The sequence below is a fragment of the Streptomyces sp. MGP-BFMKR1 genome (assembly GCF_057766585.1).
In genome coordinates this window covers 1707982-1723654 of the sequence record NZ_CM173408.1, presented here as the reverse complement: position 1 = coordinate 1723654, position 15673 = coordinate 1707982, and the positions used below count along the sequence as shown (strand labels likewise).

At 75.0% G+C, this 15673-nt stretch carries 10 protein-coding genes, 4 pseudogenes and 1 CRISPR repeat array (1 of these 15 cut by a window edge); of the genes and pseudogenes, 6 read left to right on the top strand and 8 right to left on the bottom strand.

The features are described 5' to 3' along the window. Positions 1-226: 226 nt before the first annotated feature. Together AC3CHW_RS06295 and AC3CHW_RS06290 are read right to left on the bottom strand one after the other, a co-directional pair. Positions 227-430, bottom strand: a complete 204-nt coding sequence (locus AC3CHW_RS06295) for a cold-shock protein (RefSeq protein WP_031104458.1) — start codon at positions 428-430, stop codon at positions 227-229. A gap of 247 nt (positions 431-677) precedes the next feature. After that, positions 678-1468: pseudogene (locus AC3CHW_RS06290) on the bottom strand (AraC family transcriptional regulator). 289 nt (positions 1469-1757) lie between these two features. Here AC3CHW_RS06290 and AC3CHW_RS06285 point away from each other — a divergent pair. After that, a pseudogene (locus tag AC3CHW_RS06285) lies at positions 1758-1907 on the top strand (alpha/beta hydrolase); the annotation flags it as partial. Between the two features lie 40 nt (positions 1908-1947). On the opposite strand, the gene AC3CHW_RS06280 reads toward AC3CHW_RS06285, so the two are convergent. From AC3CHW_RS06280 to AC3CHW_RS06270, 3 genes and pseudogenes are all read right to left on the bottom strand, one after another. Continuing rightward, positions 1948-2430: a DUF456 domain-containing protein gene (locus tag AC3CHW_RS06280; protein ID WP_176164664.1), complete on the bottom strand. Its 483-nt coding sequence runs from the start codon at positions 2428-2430 to the stop codon at positions 1948-1950. 477 nt (positions 2431-2907) lie between these two features. After that, positions 2908-3273 (bottom strand): annotated as a pseudogene (locus AC3CHW_RS06275) (helix-turn-helix domain-containing protein); the annotation flags it as partial. A 591-nt stretch (positions 3274-3864) separates the two neighbouring features. Next, a pseudogene (locus AC3CHW_RS06270) lies at positions 3865-4056 on the bottom strand (helix-turn-helix domain-containing protein); the annotation flags it as partial. A 1571-nt stretch (positions 4057-5627) separates the two neighbouring features. On the opposite strand from AC3CHW_RS06270, the gene AC3CHW_RS06265 reads away from it, so the two are divergent. From AC3CHW_RS06265 to AC3CHW_RS06250, 4 genes are all read left to right on the top strand, one after another. Then, complete coding sequence (locus tag AC3CHW_RS06265) at positions 5628-7511, top strand: protein phosphatase 2C domain-containing protein (protein WP_488469832.1); 1884 nt, start codon at positions 5628-5630, stop codon at positions 7509-7511. Positions 7512-7622: 111 nt separating this feature from the next. Next, positions 7623-9365, top strand: coding sequence for a pyruvate dehydrogenase (locus tag AC3CHW_RS06260; protein ID WP_459247739.1), 1743 nt, complete (start codon positions 7623-7625; stop codon positions 9363-9365). A gap of 327 nt (positions 9366-9692) precedes the next feature. After that, positions 9693-10094 (top strand): ATP-binding protein, encoded by a 402-nt coding sequence (locus AC3CHW_RS06255; RefSeq protein WP_488469831.1) that lies wholly within the window; start codon positions 9693-9695, stop codon positions 10092-10094. A 64-nt stretch (positions 10095-10158) separates the two neighbouring features. Beyond that, positions 10159-10326 carry a hypothetical protein gene (locus tag AC3CHW_RS06250; RefSeq protein ID WP_488469830.1) on the top strand — a complete coding sequence of 56 codons (168 nt, stop codon included), beginning with the start codon at positions 10159-10161 and terminating at the stop codon, positions 10324-10326. Positions 10327-10412: 86 nt separating this feature from the next. Here AC3CHW_RS06250 and AC3CHW_RS06245 read toward each other — a convergent pair whose 3' ends face one another. Both AC3CHW_RS06245 and AC3CHW_RS06240 read right to left on the bottom strand, forming a co-directional pair. Beyond that, on the bottom strand, positions 10413-11504 hold the full coding sequence (locus AC3CHW_RS06245) for a DUF2637 domain-containing protein (RefSeq protein ID WP_488469829.1): 1092 nt from the start codon (positions 11502-11504) through the stop codon (positions 10413-10415). Between the two features lie 485 nt (positions 11505-11989). After that, positions 11990-12823: a (2Fe-2S)-binding protein gene (locus tag AC3CHW_RS06240; protein ID WP_488469828.1), complete on the bottom strand. Its 834-nt coding sequence runs from the start codon at positions 12821-12823 to the stop codon at positions 11990-11992. Positions 12824-12976: 153 nt separating this feature from the next. Here AC3CHW_RS06240 and AC3CHW_RS06235 point away from each other — a divergent pair, with 153 nt between their 5' ends. Then, positions 12977-13660 carry a GntR family transcriptional regulator gene (locus AC3CHW_RS06235; RefSeq protein ID WP_488469827.1) on the top strand — a complete coding sequence of 228 codons (684 nt, stop codon included), beginning with the start codon at positions 12977-12979 and terminating at the stop codon, positions 13658-13660. Between the two features lie 90 nt (positions 13661-13750). Here the strand turns inward: AC3CHW_RS06235 and AC3CHW_RS06230 are convergent, their stop codons facing one another. Continuing rightward, positions 13751-14578, bottom strand: a complete 828-nt coding sequence (locus tag AC3CHW_RS06230; protein WP_232109710.1) for a hypothetical protein — start codon at positions 14576-14578, stop codon at positions 13751-13753. 775 nt (positions 14579-15353) lie between these two features. Then, a CRISPR array of direct repeats spans positions 15354-15673; the repeat unit is 29 nt; unit sequence GGGACCACCCCCGCACGCGCGGGGACCAG; it runs 503 nt beyond the window's last position.

Sequence of the window (15673 nt, the reverse complement as noted above, 5' to 3'; positions counted from 1 at the left end):
CGGGTCGTCGTGATGATGCCGCGTTCTGCGGTACGTCCCGCATACGAACGCGGATCAGGGCCGCGCGGCACAGTGCCGCACGGCCCTGATCAGGTGCCGCCCACGACCCGGCCGTCATCGTCCGAGACGTCGTCGTCGGAAGACCGGGCCCCGCTGTCGCGGTGCCCGTCAGACGGTCGGGCCTGCCCGGGGCGGTCGTACGCTCCGGGCGTGGGCGAAGGGGGCGTCAGGCGACGTTGATGTTCTCGGCCTGCGGGCCCTTCTGGCCCTGGGTGACGTCGAACGTGACGGCCTGGCCCTCCTGGAGCTCACGGAAGCCCGTGGAGTTGATCGCGGAGTAGTGCGCGAACACGTCCGGACCGCCGCCGTCCTGGGCGATGAAGCCGAAGCCCTTTTCCGCGTTGAACCACTTCACAGTTCCTGTAGCCATGTCTCATGCCTTCCAGCCGATGTGCGTCTCCCCGCGAGGTGCGGGGGACGGAGGTGATCGCCCTGGTTCCTGCGGCACAACACAGCAGAACGCCCACGCCGAGGACGTGGGCGAAGGGGTACTTCCGAACCATGACAGCTTGAGCAGACGCTACACGTATGCACCCGCTGTCACCAGAGGTATCCGCTCCCGTGTCACCCTGACACCCCGATTGGGGCCCCGATCGGGGTGGGTGGGCCGGCGGTGTTCAGCGTTCCCGTGCCGGGCTCGTCCGGGCCGGCGGCCCGGACGGCCAGGCGCGGTCGTCCACCGTCAGGAACGGCTCGTCCACCACGGCCGTCGGCGTGGCGCCGGTGAAGGCCCTGACGTCCCGGTGCAGGTGGGACTGGTCGCAGTAGCCGCTGTCCGCCGCCGCGCGGGCCGCGCCGTGCCCCGCGACCATGCGGTGCACCGCGTGGTCGAAGCGGACGAGCTTCGCGGCGTGCTTGGGCGCCATGCCGAGGTGCGCGTGGAACTGGGACCACAGGCGCTTGCGGCTCCAGCCGAGTTCGACCGCCAGGCCGTCGACCCGGACGCGACTGCCGCTGGCGACGATCCGGTCCCAGGCCCAGGCCACCGCCGGTCCGCCGGCGGTCGCGTCGCGCGCCGGTGGGCGAGCAGCGCGTCCGTCAGCGCGAAGCGTTCCCGCCACGAGCGACTCTCGCCCAGTCGCTCGCGCAGCCGTGCCGCCTCCCGGCCCCACAGGTCGTCGAGCGGGACCGCCGTACCGGTCAGATCGGCCGGAGGGACGCCCAGCACCCGGCGTGCGAGCACCGGGGACAGCCGGACCTGTACGCACTCGACGCGCTCGCCCCAGGCCCGGACCCCGCCCCCGGAGCCGAAACCGGGCCCGGCGACGAGGCTTCCCTGGTGCTGTCGCCCGGTGCCGTCGTCCACGGTGGGCGGGCCCGCGCCGAACTCCAGGACGAGCATCACGGCCGGGTGCGGAACCACCCGCAGGCCACCGGCCGCCAGGTTCGGGACCCGGAACCCGGCCATGTCGGCCCCGGCCACCCGGCTGGGGCGCGACGGGCGGGCGACGTCCCACGCGGCGGGCGCCTCCCGGTCAGCCATGGTGGACCCCGTCAGCGGTGGTCGGAGGGAACACATGGTGGGCCCCGTCGGCAGTGGCCGGAGGGAACATTCGTCCAAGCCGGGGGCGCGTCCCGGAGGTGACCGTGGGCGCATGACGCCATCCGACGAACACGCCGAGGTGAGCGGCGTCGCCGGCGCCAGCGCGGACTCGGCCCTCCGCCTGGAACACGGCGACGTCCACGTCCGCCAGGACAGGTGGCGCCCCTCGTCCGCGGCGGACTACCGCGCCGTCCCGGGCGCGAGGGTCGATGTGCTGACGGGTGCCGGACACACGCCCATTCTGGAGGAACCGTTGCGGACCGCGGCACTCTTGCTGGCCTTCGCCGCGCTCCACAGCACGTGAGCCCGGCCGGGCCGACGCCGGGCCAGCCCACCCGCACCGCTCAGCCGAAGAGCACCGCGGCCAGCCAGGCGCTGGTGATCAGCAGGCAGATGACCAGCTCGACCAGGACGGCGAAGCCGATGGCGCGCAGGGCGTCGCGGGTGGAGACCCAGGCCGGGCCGTGCGCGCCGAGGCGGACGCGCTCGGCGGCGTAGAGCCCGGCCAGGAAGCCCGGCGCGGCGCCGATCACGGGCAGGACGACGAAGCCGACCCCCGCGGTGCACGCGGCGAGCAGGAGGGTGCCCCGGGTGATGCCCGAGCCGCGCATGCTGCGGGCCGGCAACAGCCACCTGAGCGCCTGGTTGAGCAACAGCGCGGCCGTCGCCCCGGCCAACAGCGCCCAGGCCACCGAGGTCTGTTCGGCCATCGACCACCACAGCACTCCGGCCCAGACGAGCAACGGCCCCGGCACCCCCGGCAGCACGACGCCGACCAGCCCGAACAGCAGCACCAGGCCGTCGAGAACGAGCTGCCCAGTACCCATGGCCCCAGCCTGCCGGACCACGCCGCCGACCGCTCATCGACGTTCTCCGGTGCCTGGTGCCTGGTGCCTGGTGCCTGGTGCCTGGGGTCGGGTGTCGGAGCGGCTGCGACCGCGTCGTTGCCGGTGCCGAGGGATGGAGCGTCCGGCGGGTCGGGCCGGCCGCCCCGCCGGACCCTGTGGCTAGCGCAGGCCGTCACCGTGGCCGGCGGGCTGGCCGGGCTCCCGGCGTAGGGGCGTGGATCTCAGACGTGTCGGCTTGTTGCCGTCGCGGATCGTGGCGTTCGCGGCCCGGTCGGCGGTTGCCTGCGCCGGATGCCCGGTCGCGTGCGCGGGGCCGTACGCCGTGGTGCGCTCGGGCGCGGCCGTGCTGCCGTGCGCCGGCGTACGGGGCATCGGGGGACGGAGCGGGGGAGGGGGCTGCGGGGCGTGGGGGCGGTCCTCGGGCGGGGCGGCGACGGTGGCGGGGGTGGCGGCCGGACGGGGCGGGCGGGATATCCAGCGGAGCTCGTACGCGTGCCAGCCGAGCTGGAGCCTGGTCGTCACGCCCGCCCGCTCCATCAGCCCCTTCACCCGGCGCTGCACGGTGCGTAGCCCGAGGTCGAGTTGTTTGGCGACGCTGGCGTCGGTCAGCCCGGCCAGCAGCAGCGACAGTATGTCCAAATCCGTCGCGTCCGGGCCGTCGGGCGGCGCGGACGACGGCGCCGCCGGTCGGGCCGCGCCGGGGCGCGCGGCCTCCGGCCGCAGCGGTACGGCCTCCCGCCAGACCCCCTCGAAGAGCGCGAGCAGCGCGGCGAGCAGACCGCTGGGATGGACCACCAACGCCTCGCCGCGCGCCCCGCGCCCGCACACGCCCTCGTCGCACGTGCCGGTGTACGTGCCGGCGTACGCGCCGAGGTGAGCAGCCGCGTACGGCTCGTCCCGCGGCTCCGCCGGCGCGTCGTCGTGCGCCTCGCTCGCGGCGCCAGGGCCGCGGCTGGGCGTCGTGGCGCAGCACGGGCGGTGCAGCGCGACGAGCGCGAGGTGTCCGTCCACGGCGAGCAGGGTCGTCGGCAGCCGGTCCACCACGCGGACCTTGGCCTCGTAGCCGCGCCCCAGGGACGCCGCGAGTTCGCCGAGCGCCGCGGGGCGCGACAGCAGCGCCCGCTCGACCACGACGCGATGGCGTACGCCGGGGCGCAAAGGCACGCCGCGCGGCAGTCGTTCCGTCGCGGGGACGAGCGCGCACACCTCGTCGGTCGCTGCCGCGAGCAGTTGGAGCGAGCGGTGGCCGATGGCGGTCGTGCCGCGGGCGATCTCCACCGCGTCCTGCGTCACCGACCGGGGCGCCCCGTTGCGGTACTCGTCGGTCAGGACCGCGACGGCCCGCTCCGCCCGTTCCAACTCCTGGCGGCGCCGGCCGAGCAGCGTGCCCAGCGCGGCGTCGGGCGGTACGGCGACCCAGCGCTCGGCGCGCCCGGCGGACCGGGCCGCGAGCCCCTGCCGCTCCAGGCGGCGCAGCGCCCGCTCGACGTCCTCCTCCGAGCGGAACAGCCTGAGGGCGAGTTCGGGAACCTCGGCGGCGCCCAGCGCCACCAGGGTCCGGTACGTCGACTCCTGCCCTTCGTCCAGCCCCAGTGCACTCAGCATGCCGCGCCCTCCAGAGAGTCGGTTAGCGAAAAGCCGGTTGGCGAAAGCCGGTGGGCGAGAAGCGGGCCAACGACGGACGCGACGGGAATACGCCGCGGCGTGAACCCGCCCCGCGGGCACACATCCTCGCACTGGCAAGCGCGTTCCTGCCCAGTCGATCGGCGGGGGCCCATCCCACGGTGACCGGGGCTCCCGCCTCGAACGGGGTGTGGAGACGTTCTGGTCTTCCGGTCCACGTGCGTCGTGTGCGGTGGAGAATATGGGCCATGAGCCAGCAGGGGGAACACCGCCACGGCCACGAGGACGACTGGTGGCGGGAGTTGTACGAGGCGGACCAGGACGACACCGGTCCCGCCGTCGGTCCGGACTCACTGGATGACCGCTTCGACTCGGCGGCCCAGACGCTCGGCACGCCGCCGGACCAGGCCGCGCCGAAGGACGCCCGTCCCCCGACAGCCCCGCCCCAACCGCCGCCCCCGCCCCGGCACGAGGCGCCCGCCGCACCCGCCGCGCCACCGACCCCGGCCCCGGCCGAACCCGCGCTCCCGCCCGCGCCTCCGGCTCCGCCGCCCGTCCCCCCGTACGAGGCGCCCGCCGCGCCGCCCGTGCCCCCGGCTCCGCCCGCCCCCGCGAGCCCGCCGGAGCCCGCCCCGCCACGGGAGGCGGCGCAGGCGCCGGAGCAACCGGACCCGCCCGTGGCCGCGCCCGACACCTCGGCGGCGACGGGCTCCCCAACGGCAGCGCGAACACCGTCGGCACCGCAGACACCGCAGAATCCGAAGGTCCCGCGAACCCCGGAAGTCCCAGAGGCCCCGGACGTAGCCCAGAACCCGGACGCGGCGGAGGCCGTGGAGAAGGCTCAGGGTGCGGCGGCGGAGGAACTTCCGTGGTGGGAGCAGCCCGCCGCCGCGCAGGTCCTGGCCTGGTGGGAGCCGACCCCCGAACCCCAGGCCCCGACGCCGGACGGGCCGGCTGCCGACGAGCCCGCGACGCACCAACCGGCGACGTCCGGTCCTGTCACCGACGACCCCACCCCTGATGGTTCTGCTCCGGGCGACCCCACCCCGGACAGCGCCGACGCCCGCGCCGGCTCGCCGGAGCCGGGCGGGATATCCGTGGCACCCGACAGCCCGCAGGGCACGGCGCGGCAGGGTCTGACGGGGGAGCAGGAGCCGCCGGGGGCGGCCGGGGCCTCCGGGCCGTTAGCGGGGCGCATATCTTCCGGCGACGCGGACGCCGTTGGCGCGGTCGGGCCGCCGCGTCAGCCGGAGGCGGGCGAGGGCACGGTCGGGGCGCCGGCGGGGGAGGGCGCCTCGGCGGCCGGCACCCCGGCGGCCGGTACCCCGGCGGCCGGTACCCCGGCGGCCGGCTGGCCCTGGGACGTGTTGTTCGGGGGCGGCCCGGCCTCGGTGGCAGGCCACAGGCCGCGGCCGACGGCGGAGCCGGGCCCGCTGGGGAGCGCGAACCGGCCCCGGCCGACCGCGCGGGCGCCCTGGGAACCGCCGCCGCCCCCCGGCACCGAGGGCGGCGCCCCCGGCCTCCCCGGCTACGGCACGCCCGTCGGGTTCGCGATGCCGAGCCCGACGACGCCGCCCAACGCGCTGCGCACCTCCGACGGGCCCGCCGCCCCGACCACCGGTGCCTCCCGCGAGGCCACGACGCGCCACCCCGCCACCCACGAGTCCCGCTCCGGCTCCGGCACGGGTACCGACTCCAGCACGGGGACGCGTACGGAGACCGCCACGTCCCCCGCCACCGGCGCCGCCCCCGACGGCAACGCCAACGACGCGACCGGCGTCGTACCGACCGACGCCGAACCCACCAGCGGCGTCCCCGCCGGCGACCCGCCAACCCGCGACGTACCCACCACCCGCCTCCCGACCCGCAGCGCACCGCCCGCCGACGTACCGCCCCGGGACCTCCCGACCCGAGACCTCCCGACGCGGGACCTCCCCACCCGCCAGGTGCCGCCACGCCAAGCGCCGCCACGTGACGTACCGTCCTCGTCCCGCAGCGCGCCGATCCGCGACGTACCCGCCACGGCCCCCGGCCCCGCCGACCCGTGGAGTTCGCCCGAGGACCATCCGGCCACGACCGAGTTGCGCCACCCCAGCGCCCCGCACCGGGGTCGCCCGAACGGCCCCGTGGCCGACCGATCAGGTACGGCCGCCGTCCAGCCCGGGGCCGGCTCCGGCGAGGCGCCCGCCGGGGGCGTGGCGGGCGCCGGCGGGGCGGGTGCCGTGGGCGCCGGGGCCGCGCCGCGGCCGGCCGGCCCGCCCGGGGCGCAGCCGTTCCGGAGTGGCCAGCCGCGTGGCGAGGGGGAGTTCATCGGGGTCCGCCCGCCGACGTACGCGGCCGAACCGACCGCGCTGCCGCCGGCCGATGCCGCGGACCTCGACGCCCTGGTGCCCGACACCACGTTGGACGGGGCCCGCTACGGCCCGCTCACGCTGCGCGCCGTGTCCTCGCGCGGTGACTCGGCCCGCTACCGCGGCGAGCCCCGCCGCGACGCGCTGCTCACCGCGCGCTTCGGCAGCGGGGACGAGGCGCTGTTGCTGGTGGCCGTGGCCAGTGGTGCCAGGGCCGCGCCGCTCGCGCACCGGGCGGCCCGCGAACTGTGCGCGTCGATCGGCGGGGCGATCGGGCGCAGCCACGTCCGGCTCGCCGACGACGTGCACAGCGGGCGCCGCGCCGCGCTCAAGTCGGGGCTGCAACGGCTCACCGACCGGGCCTACGTCCGGCTGCGCGCGCACGCCCACGAGCTGGGCCTCGACCCGACGGCCTACACGGCCTCGCTGCGCTGCCTGCTGCTGCCGGTCGCCCCCGACTGTCGTACCCGGGTCTTTTTCGGCGTCGGCGACGGCGGCCTGTTCCGGCTGCGGGACGGCGCCTGGCAGGACGTGGAGCCGGCCGCCGCCCCCGTGACAGCAGCGCCGTCCGGGCACGCCACCGCCCCCGACAGTGACCCCACCACCGCCTCCGATCAGGCCCCGCCCGAAACCGACCCCGCCGCGCCGTACGCGCCGCCCGCGCAGGCGGCGGCAGGTTCCGGCCCGCGTCCCCCGGCCGACCCGCGGATCGCGGTGGGCCTGTCCCCGGCCGGCGAGTCGGTGGACGCCGCGCCGGAGGCCGGCGGTGGCGGCGCCGGCGGGGCTGACGAGCCGCCGGCCGCACCGGGCGGGGCCAGCACGGAGTCGACCGGGGCGGAGGCCGCTGGCGCCGCCGTCGAACCGTTCCGCTTCCAGGCGGCCGTCGCCCGGCCGGGCGACGTGCTGCTGCTGTGCGGACCGGGCCTGGCGGAGCCGTTCACCGGGCAGCCGGCGCTCGCGGACGCGCTGCGCGAGCGGTGGTCGCAGGCGGAACCGCCCGGACTCGCGGCCTACCTGGCGGATGTGCGGCTGCGGGTGAAGGGCTACGCCGACGACCGCACGGCGGTCACCGTCTGGGAGGCGTAACCGCGCGGTTCGTGGGTTGATGGGGGGAACCGGGGCACCCGGCCCGGACAGCGGGCGCCTGCTCCTCGGCGCCCGGTACCCGCGAGACCCAGCGGAAGGGGCGAGCGCGCGATGGCGAAGCAGACCGTGGCGGAGCAGTTCGTGGACATCCTGGTGCGAGCCGGTGTGCAGCGGCTGTACGGGGTGGTGGGCGACAGCCTCAACCCGGTCATCGACGCCATCCGCCGCACCCCGGGGATCGACTGGGTGCAGGTCCGGCACGAGGAGGCAGCCGCCTTCGCGGCCGGTGCCGAGGCCCAGCTCACCGGGTCGCTGGCGGCCTGCGCCGGCTCCTGCGGGCCCGGCAACGTGCACCTGATCAACGGCCTCTACGACGCGCACCGCTCCATGGCCCCCGTGCTGGCCCTGGCGGCGCAGATCCCCAGCAGCGAGATCGGCACCAGCTACTTCCAGGAGACCCACCCCGACCAGCTCTTCCGCGAGTGCAGCCACTACAGCGAGCTGATCTCCAACTCCCGGCAGATGCCCAGGGTGCTCCAGACCGCTGTGCAGCACGCCATCGGTCGTGGCGGCGTCAGCGTCGTCGCGCTGCCGGGCGACGTGGCGGCCGAACAGGCCCCCGAGCGCGCGGTCGAGCACGCCCTGGTGACCTCGCGGCCCTCCGTACGCCCCGGCGACGCCGAGATCGCCGAGCTGGCCCGCCTGGTGGACGACGCGAAGCGGGTGACGCTGTTCTGCGGCAGCGGCACGGCGGGCGCGCACGACGAGGTGATGGCGTTCGCCGAGCGGGTCAAGGCCCCGGTCGGGCACGCGCTGCGCGGCAAGGAGTGGATTCAGTACGACAACCCGTACGACGTCGGCATGAGCGGGCTGCTCGGCTACGGCGCCGCGTACGAGGCGACGCACGAGTGCGATCTGCTGATCCTGCTGGGCACCGACTTCCCGTACAACGCCTTCCTGCCGGACGACGTGAAGATCGTGCAGGTGGACGTCCGGCCCGAGCACCTGGGGCGGCGTTCCACGCTGGCGCTGGCCGTCTGGGGCGACGTGCGCGAGACGCTGCGCTGCCTGACGCCGCAGGTGCGGGTGAAGACGAACCGCAAGTTCCTCGACCGGATGCTCCGCAAGCACGCGGACGCACTGGAAGGGGTCGTCAAGGCGTACACCCGCAAGGTAGACAAGCACATTCCCATCCATCCGGAATACGTCGCCTCGGTGCTAGACGAAGAGGCGGCCGACGACGCGGTCTTCACGGTGGACACGGGGATGTGCAATGTCTGGGCGGCCCGCTATCTCACGCCCAACGGCCGGCGCCGGGTGATCGGTTCGTTCTCGCACGGGTCGATGGCCAACGCCCTGCCGCAGGCGATCGGCGCGCAGTTCCTCGACCGGAAGCGGCAGGTCGTCTCCATGTCGGGCGACGGCGGATTCTCCATGCTGATGGGCGATTTCCTCACCCTGGTGCAGTACGACCTGCCGGTGAAGATCGTGTTGTTCAACAACTCCTCGCTGGGCATGGTCGAGCTGGAGATGCTGGTAGCGGGCCTACCGGCATATGGCACAAGCAACAACAACCCGGACTTCGCCCAGATCGCTCGCGCGGCGGGCGCCTACGGGGTGCGGGTGGAGAAGCCCAAGAACCTCCGTGGGGCGCTGCGGGACGCCTTCGCGCACAAGGGGCCCGCGCTCGTGGACGTCGTCACGGACGCCAACGCGCTGTCGATCCCGCCGAAGATCCGCGCGGAGATGGTGACCGGGTTCGCGCTCTCCGCGAGCAAGATCGTCCTGGATGGCGGGGTGGGGAAGATGGTGCAGATGGCCCGCTCAAACCTGCGCAACCTCCCCCGTCCCTGAGCGGGCGGCGGTGAGTGTGGGTCGGTTGAGTGGGCATGCATGGTGAGAGCGCGCGTTCGAATCACACGGTTCGTCGGACAGACGGGGATCGGTAGGAAAGGTTCGGGGCGGGGAGGTATGAAGCGTCAGCCTGCGCGGTTAAGCGATACGGACCTTCGGTGGGAAGCCGATACGGCGACCGTCGGACGGAACGCCTCGGGGGAAGCCGCACGGATCACGGGGCAGACCAGGAACGTCGTGGGGGAGACCGGGGGGAGCGCTGGAGCGGTAGGAAGGGTCGCGGCGGGTGACGCCGGCGGCGGAGCGCACGAAGACGCCGAACCACAGATGACACGGCAGTTGCGCCGAGGAGAGCTCACAGGGATCTCCGACGTCCGCAGGGCGCTGCGCGAACTGCTGCGCCAGTGGGGCGGCAGCCCGGAGCAGGCCCACGTCGCGGAGCTGTTGACCAGCGAACTGACCACCAACGCCCTGGTGCACACGGACGGCGGCGCCGTCGTCCGAGCCCGCCTGCCACGCGGCACGCACGCCCAGGTGGGCGGCCGACTGCTGGTGGAGGTGCGGGACTTCGCCGACGGCATGCCCCGACCACGCCGGGAGGCGCCGGACGCCGGCACGTCCGGGCGGGGGCTGCTGCTCGTGGAGGCGATGGCGGACACCTGGGGCGTGCGGGAACACGGCGCGGGCAAGGTGATCTGGTTCGAGCTGGCGGCGGACGCCCCGGGCTGAACCACGCGGGACGCGGCCGACGAGGGACACCCGGCCCCGGGCCGGGCGGCGTGTGGTGCGCGGCGTGACGCCGCCCGCCGCCCGCGTACGCCCCACCACCCGGCCGCCGAACGGGCGCCGAGCGGAGGCCGAGCGGGGGCCGCCGGCCTCGCCGCGCACGGCGCCGGGCAGCCGCACGGAGGTGTACCGGGTGCGCGAGGCGTACGAGCCGTACGGGCGCATCAGGGGGTGAGGCGTGCGAACCGTACGAGGCGTGGAAAGCGACGCGGCCCGTACGGGGCGCTCCCCGCACGGACCACGTTCACAGCGTGTCCTGACTCAGCCGAACTGGCGCTCGATCTCCGCGAGCTTCTCCTCCAGGGAGTCGAGGCGCGGGATCGTGAGCGTGTCGTCCTCGGCGGTCAGGTCGACGGTACGCGGGCGGCCAGAGGCCGCCGCGCTGCCCTCCTTCTCGGTGCTGGTGACCGGCTGGAGCGCCGGCCGGGAGAGCACGGGCAGGTTCCCCGGCCGTTCGGTTCCGGTCGCGTCGGATATGGCACTCTCCGAACTCAGCTGCCCGGCCGGCGCCGGCAGGCCGCCGCCGGCGTCCACCTGCCGCCCACCGCGCCGGCCCCACACCCGGTGTTGCCGGTTGTAGGCCCGGATACGGGCGCGGTCCAGCTTGTCCTGATCGCGCCGGCGCTGACGCTCCTGGTCCTTCTGCCGCCGGTCCTCGCGGACCTCTTCCACGGCCTCGTCCAGCGTCCGTACGTTCTCCAGCAGCATCAGCGACCAGGCGGCGAACGTCTCGCGGGGCGCCCGCAGCCAGCGCACGATGCGGATCTGCGGCAGCGGGCGCGGCACCAGACCCTGCTCGCGCAGGGCGGCCCGACGGGTCTGCTTCAGCGCGCGGTCGAAGAGTACGGCCGCCGACAGCGACATGCCCGCGAAGAAGTGCGGGGCGCCCGCGTGCCCCATGCCCCGCGGCGCGTGCACCCAGTTGAACCAGGCCGCGGCGCCCGCGAACGTCCACACCAGCAGGCGGGAGCCGAGCGCGGCATCGCCGTGACTCGCCTCGCGCACCGCCAGTACCGAGCAGAACATGGCCGCGCCGTCGAGCCCGAACGGGACCAGGTACTCCCAGCCGCCGTGCAGGTTCAGGTTCTGCCGTCCGAAGCCCACCAGGCCGTGGAAGGACAGCGCGGCGGCCACCGCCGCACAGCAGAACAGCAGCAGGTACGAGGCGCTGCCGTAGATGGCTTCCTTGCGTCGCCGACGCTCCTCGCTGCGCTCCCAGGAGTCGGTGGGTGCGGCAGCTTCCTTGGCGGCGACCTTCTGACCGCGCGTCTTCAACGTCACCGCTACCGCGACTCCGACGACGGCCACGGTGACCGGAAGCGCCCAATCAAGCGATATATCGGTCATATTCATCCGGTGCCCCTTGCCTCGCTTCCGTGACGTTTAAGCCGCAGTGCGACCTATCGCGGGTCATCTTGACGGAACCGGACCTTGTCCTAGGGCGTTTCCGGGCAAGAGGACGCCAACGGAGATCCAGGGCATCCGGATAGGTGCGATGCGGGCCGAACGCGGGCACGATGACGCCGCGTCGCGTTCGAGTCGCGAAACCCGATGGGGTGAATCTACCGCAAGTGATTGGTGCGATTGACCAGTTGCGGGGCCTTGATCGGCGATGAATCTCGGACGGCCTGGTGTGTGGGCGTATCCGGGGGCGCGCGCCGGCCGGTGAGGGCGCGTCACCTCGCCGGCCGCCGCGCCGCGGACAGGCCATCCGATGAGTCGTCAGCCTCGCGAGCAGCGTTCCTTCTCGCAGGCGGGCCACGCCTGTCGACGGGGCGCGGTCCCGGTCGGGGAGTCAGCTCCGGTCGGCGAGCGCCGCGTTGCGGTGCGACGGGGCGTCAGGCCGCCGTCATGCGCCGTACGCGCTCCGCGTCGCCGGTGCGCGGGCACGTCACGCAGGTGTCCTCGGGGCGCAGCGTGTAGAAGAGGCAGCAGCTCGCCCGGTCCCTGGTGCGCAGCGGCTGGCCCGCGGGGCCGGTCAACTCGCGGAACGCGGCGCCGCCGACGTACGGGGCCGTGGCGCCGGGCAGCAGTTGGCTGGCCGCGGTCAGCGCCCGCTCCTCCTCGCCGAGCAGGTGCCCGATGTGCCACAGGCCCTCGACGACCTCGTCCGTCGCCATCCCCCACAGCGCGCGCGAGCCGCGCCGCATGCGCGGCCGGAAGCCTTCGAGCACCGGCCCGAGATGTTCGGCGACGGCGGAGCGCACCTCGGCGCGCAGGGCCGCCTCGTCCGGCACCACCCGGGCGCCGGGCGCGCTGGCCGCCGGGTCGTCCGGCAGGCAGGCGAAGGTCGTGGCGCGCACCGTCATGCGGCCCAGCGTGCGCTGGAAGGAGACCCGGTCCACCGGAACCCGGGGCACCCGCCGCTGGAGCAGCCACGGGATGGTGATCAACAGGCAGGCCGGCCAGGCGTAGCGGTGCAGCCCGAAGCTGGCGACGACCTCGGGCCGGCCGCGCTGCCCGTAGTCCCGCAGCACCTGCGCGTCGTCCCAGGCCAGGAAGGCGTCGAGGGCCGGGCCGCCCGCGGCCAGCTCGGCCGCGGTGACCCAGCCGTCGCCGGTGCGCGGGTCCTCGTCGGTGATGGTCAGCGCGGGGTAGACGGCGCTCAGTCGCTCGTACGCCGCCCGCAGCGGTCCGAGCGCGGAGGGTGGGGACGGAGGGGAGGGCACCACGGGCATGAGCGGACCACCGAATCACGGGCTGCGACAGGTAAGGCTTACCTTACGCGAACTGGTCGGTGTAGGAATTGACGCGCTATCCACCTATGGTGCGTGAAGCCCGGAAAGTCCGGGCCAAGACGGACAGGGACGTCGCAGGGGGGCCGAGTGGAGCAGTGTGCCGCGCAGGTGAACGTGGGCGGGTGGACCGGGGCGCGCGCGGGGACGGCGCCCGCCGCGCCGGTCCTGCCACGCCGGTTCTCGGTACGCGAGCAGGTGTTGGACGCGTTGCGCGCCGCGCTGCTCGCCGGCGAGCTGACGCCCGACCGGGTCTACTCCGCCCCCTCGCTCGCCGACCGCTACGGCGTCTCGGCGACCCCGGTGCGCGAGGCCATGCAGCGGCTCGCCAGCGAGGGTGCCGTGCACATCGTCCCCAACCGCGGTTTCCGGGTCGCCCGGCGCACCCCGCGCGAGGCCGCCGAACTGGCCGAGGTGCGGGCCCTCCTTGAGGTGCCGGCGATCCTGCGGCTGGCCCGCACGGTCCCGGCGCGGCAGTGGGCGGCACTGCGCCCGCTGGCCGACGCGGCGGCGCTGGCCGCGGCGAGCGGGGACGTGGCCGGCTACGCGGACGCGGACCGGGCCTTCCACGGGGCGGTGCTCGGTATGAGCGGCAACAGCCAACTCGTGCGGATCGCCGCGGAGTTGCACCGCCGCTCCCAGTGGTCCCCGGCCCCCGCCCGGGACCACGGCGACCTGGTCGCCGACGCCGCCGAGCACGCGGCGCTGCTGGACGCCTTGGCGGCGGGCGACGCGGTTGCGGCCGAGACGGTGATCCGCGCCCACTTCGCCTGAGGCCGGGGCGCGGGGCTCGCCCGCCGGCGCCCGCTCGCCCGCCGCGCCAGGCCCGCCCCGTACCCTCTCCCGGCCCCGTACGCTGCCCGCTCAGTCCGCCGCCGCGCTGTCCTCGGGCCCCGCCTCCATCGCCCGCAGCCGGCGCGCGAGCCAGGCCGGCACTCCGCCCAGCAGCCGCACCAGGCGCCCGGCCTCGGCGCGCAGCCGGGCCGCCTCCGGCTCGGACTCGACGCTGGCCAGCGCGACCAGCGCGGGGGCGATGCCGATGAGGTAGCCCAGCTCCTCCCGAATCCTGAGCGACTCGGCGAACCCGTGCCGGGCCTCGGCCCGGTCGCCCCGTTCCTCGGCCATCGCGGCGAGGTGGCGCCAGGTGAAGGAGGACAGCAACGCGTCGCCGTGCGACAGGGCCGCGGCGTGGGCCCGTTGGAAGGCGGCCTGGGCGCTGGACGCGTTCTTGGACAGGTGCTGGGCGAGCAGGCCGCGCCGGAAGTCGAGCAGCGGGCGGGTCCGGGAGTCGGGGCCGAGCAGCGCCGCCGCCCGCCCCAGGGCGGCCCGGGCCTCGTCCGCCCGGTCCCGGTTGCCGAACAGCGTGGCCGCGTACGCCAGGTGCCCGCGCTCACACGCCGCCGCCCCGCGCTCGTCATCGGTGTGCGCGATGGCCTCCGCCGCCCGCAACGCGTCCTCGGCCGCCTCCCAACTCCCCGCGGTGAACATGCACTGTTCGGTCAGTACGGAGCTACGCAACCGGGCCGCGACCGGATCGGTCGCGGCCAGTGGGCTGAGCAACTCCGCGGCGTCGTGCCAGCAACCGCGCGAACGCAGCCGCCATACCGCCGTGTGCAGAGGGTCGTCCAACAGTCCGGCATGGAGCCCGCCTCCTGGCTCTCCTTCGGAATCCGACGATCCAGAACGTGACATGGCGGTGTCCGCCACATTGCCCTCCCCAAGCGCGCCATCGAGCCGGAAGTCGTGCGCGCATCTCAACACGGAAAACAGGGCCCGGCCAAGGGGTAGGTGTGAATTGATTCACAAACTTGGATCTCTTCTGACCAGGTAATGACGGTCGAGCAGTGGTAGAGGAAGATCACGCCGGAGCGTGCGCGGGCGCCGGGGTTGTGGGGCGGGGGCGTGCTGGTTTTGGTGGTGCGCGGGGTGGGGGGTTGGCTGGCTGGGGTGGGGTTGTCGCCGGGGGCTCAGGGGGTGGGGGGAGGGCTGTTGGTGCTGGAGGTGATCCCCGCGCTCGGGGGTCAGTACCGCCGCGCATGGAGGGCCGACAGCTTGCGGGACCCTGCGTGCGGGGACCAGGCTCGCTTTTCGTCCACCTCGTACCGCTCGCGGGACCATCCCCGCATGCGCGGGGACCAGATCGCCGTGATCATCTGCACCGGGTTCGCCCAGGGGCCATCCCCGCATGCGCGGGGACCAACTCGCCGCCGCCGGGCTGCCCGCGGCCGACGTGGGACCACCCCCGCGCGCGGGGGCCAGACCACGACGCCGAAGGACCACCGCTCATGACCGGGACCACCCCCGCGCGCGGGGACCAGCGGACGAACGCGGCCGGTGTGTGCACCGCGACGGGACCACCCCCGCGCGCGGGGACCAGACCCGCGCCAGCGACCGGCGCGACGGGAAGGCGGGACCACCCCCGCGCGCGGGGACCAGTGGTCGGCGCGGGCCTGGGCCTCGCGGTAGTCGGGACCACCCCCGCGTGCGCGGGGACCAGACGTGCTTGGCGTCCGAGATCTGCGCGACCACGGGACCACCCCCGCACGTGCGGGGACCAGTCACGGTGGACGCATCTACGGCGCGCCGACTTCGGACCACCCCCGCACGCGCGGGGACCAGCAAGGTCCGCACGAGCGGGGACGCGTGACCATGGGACCACCCCCGCACGCGCGGGGACCAGGCGCGGTCGCGGTCGCGACGGGCGCGGGCCCGGGGACCACCCCCGCACGCGCGGGGACCAGGAGACCCTGTGTCAGAGAACGTGATGTACGGAGGGACCACCCCCGC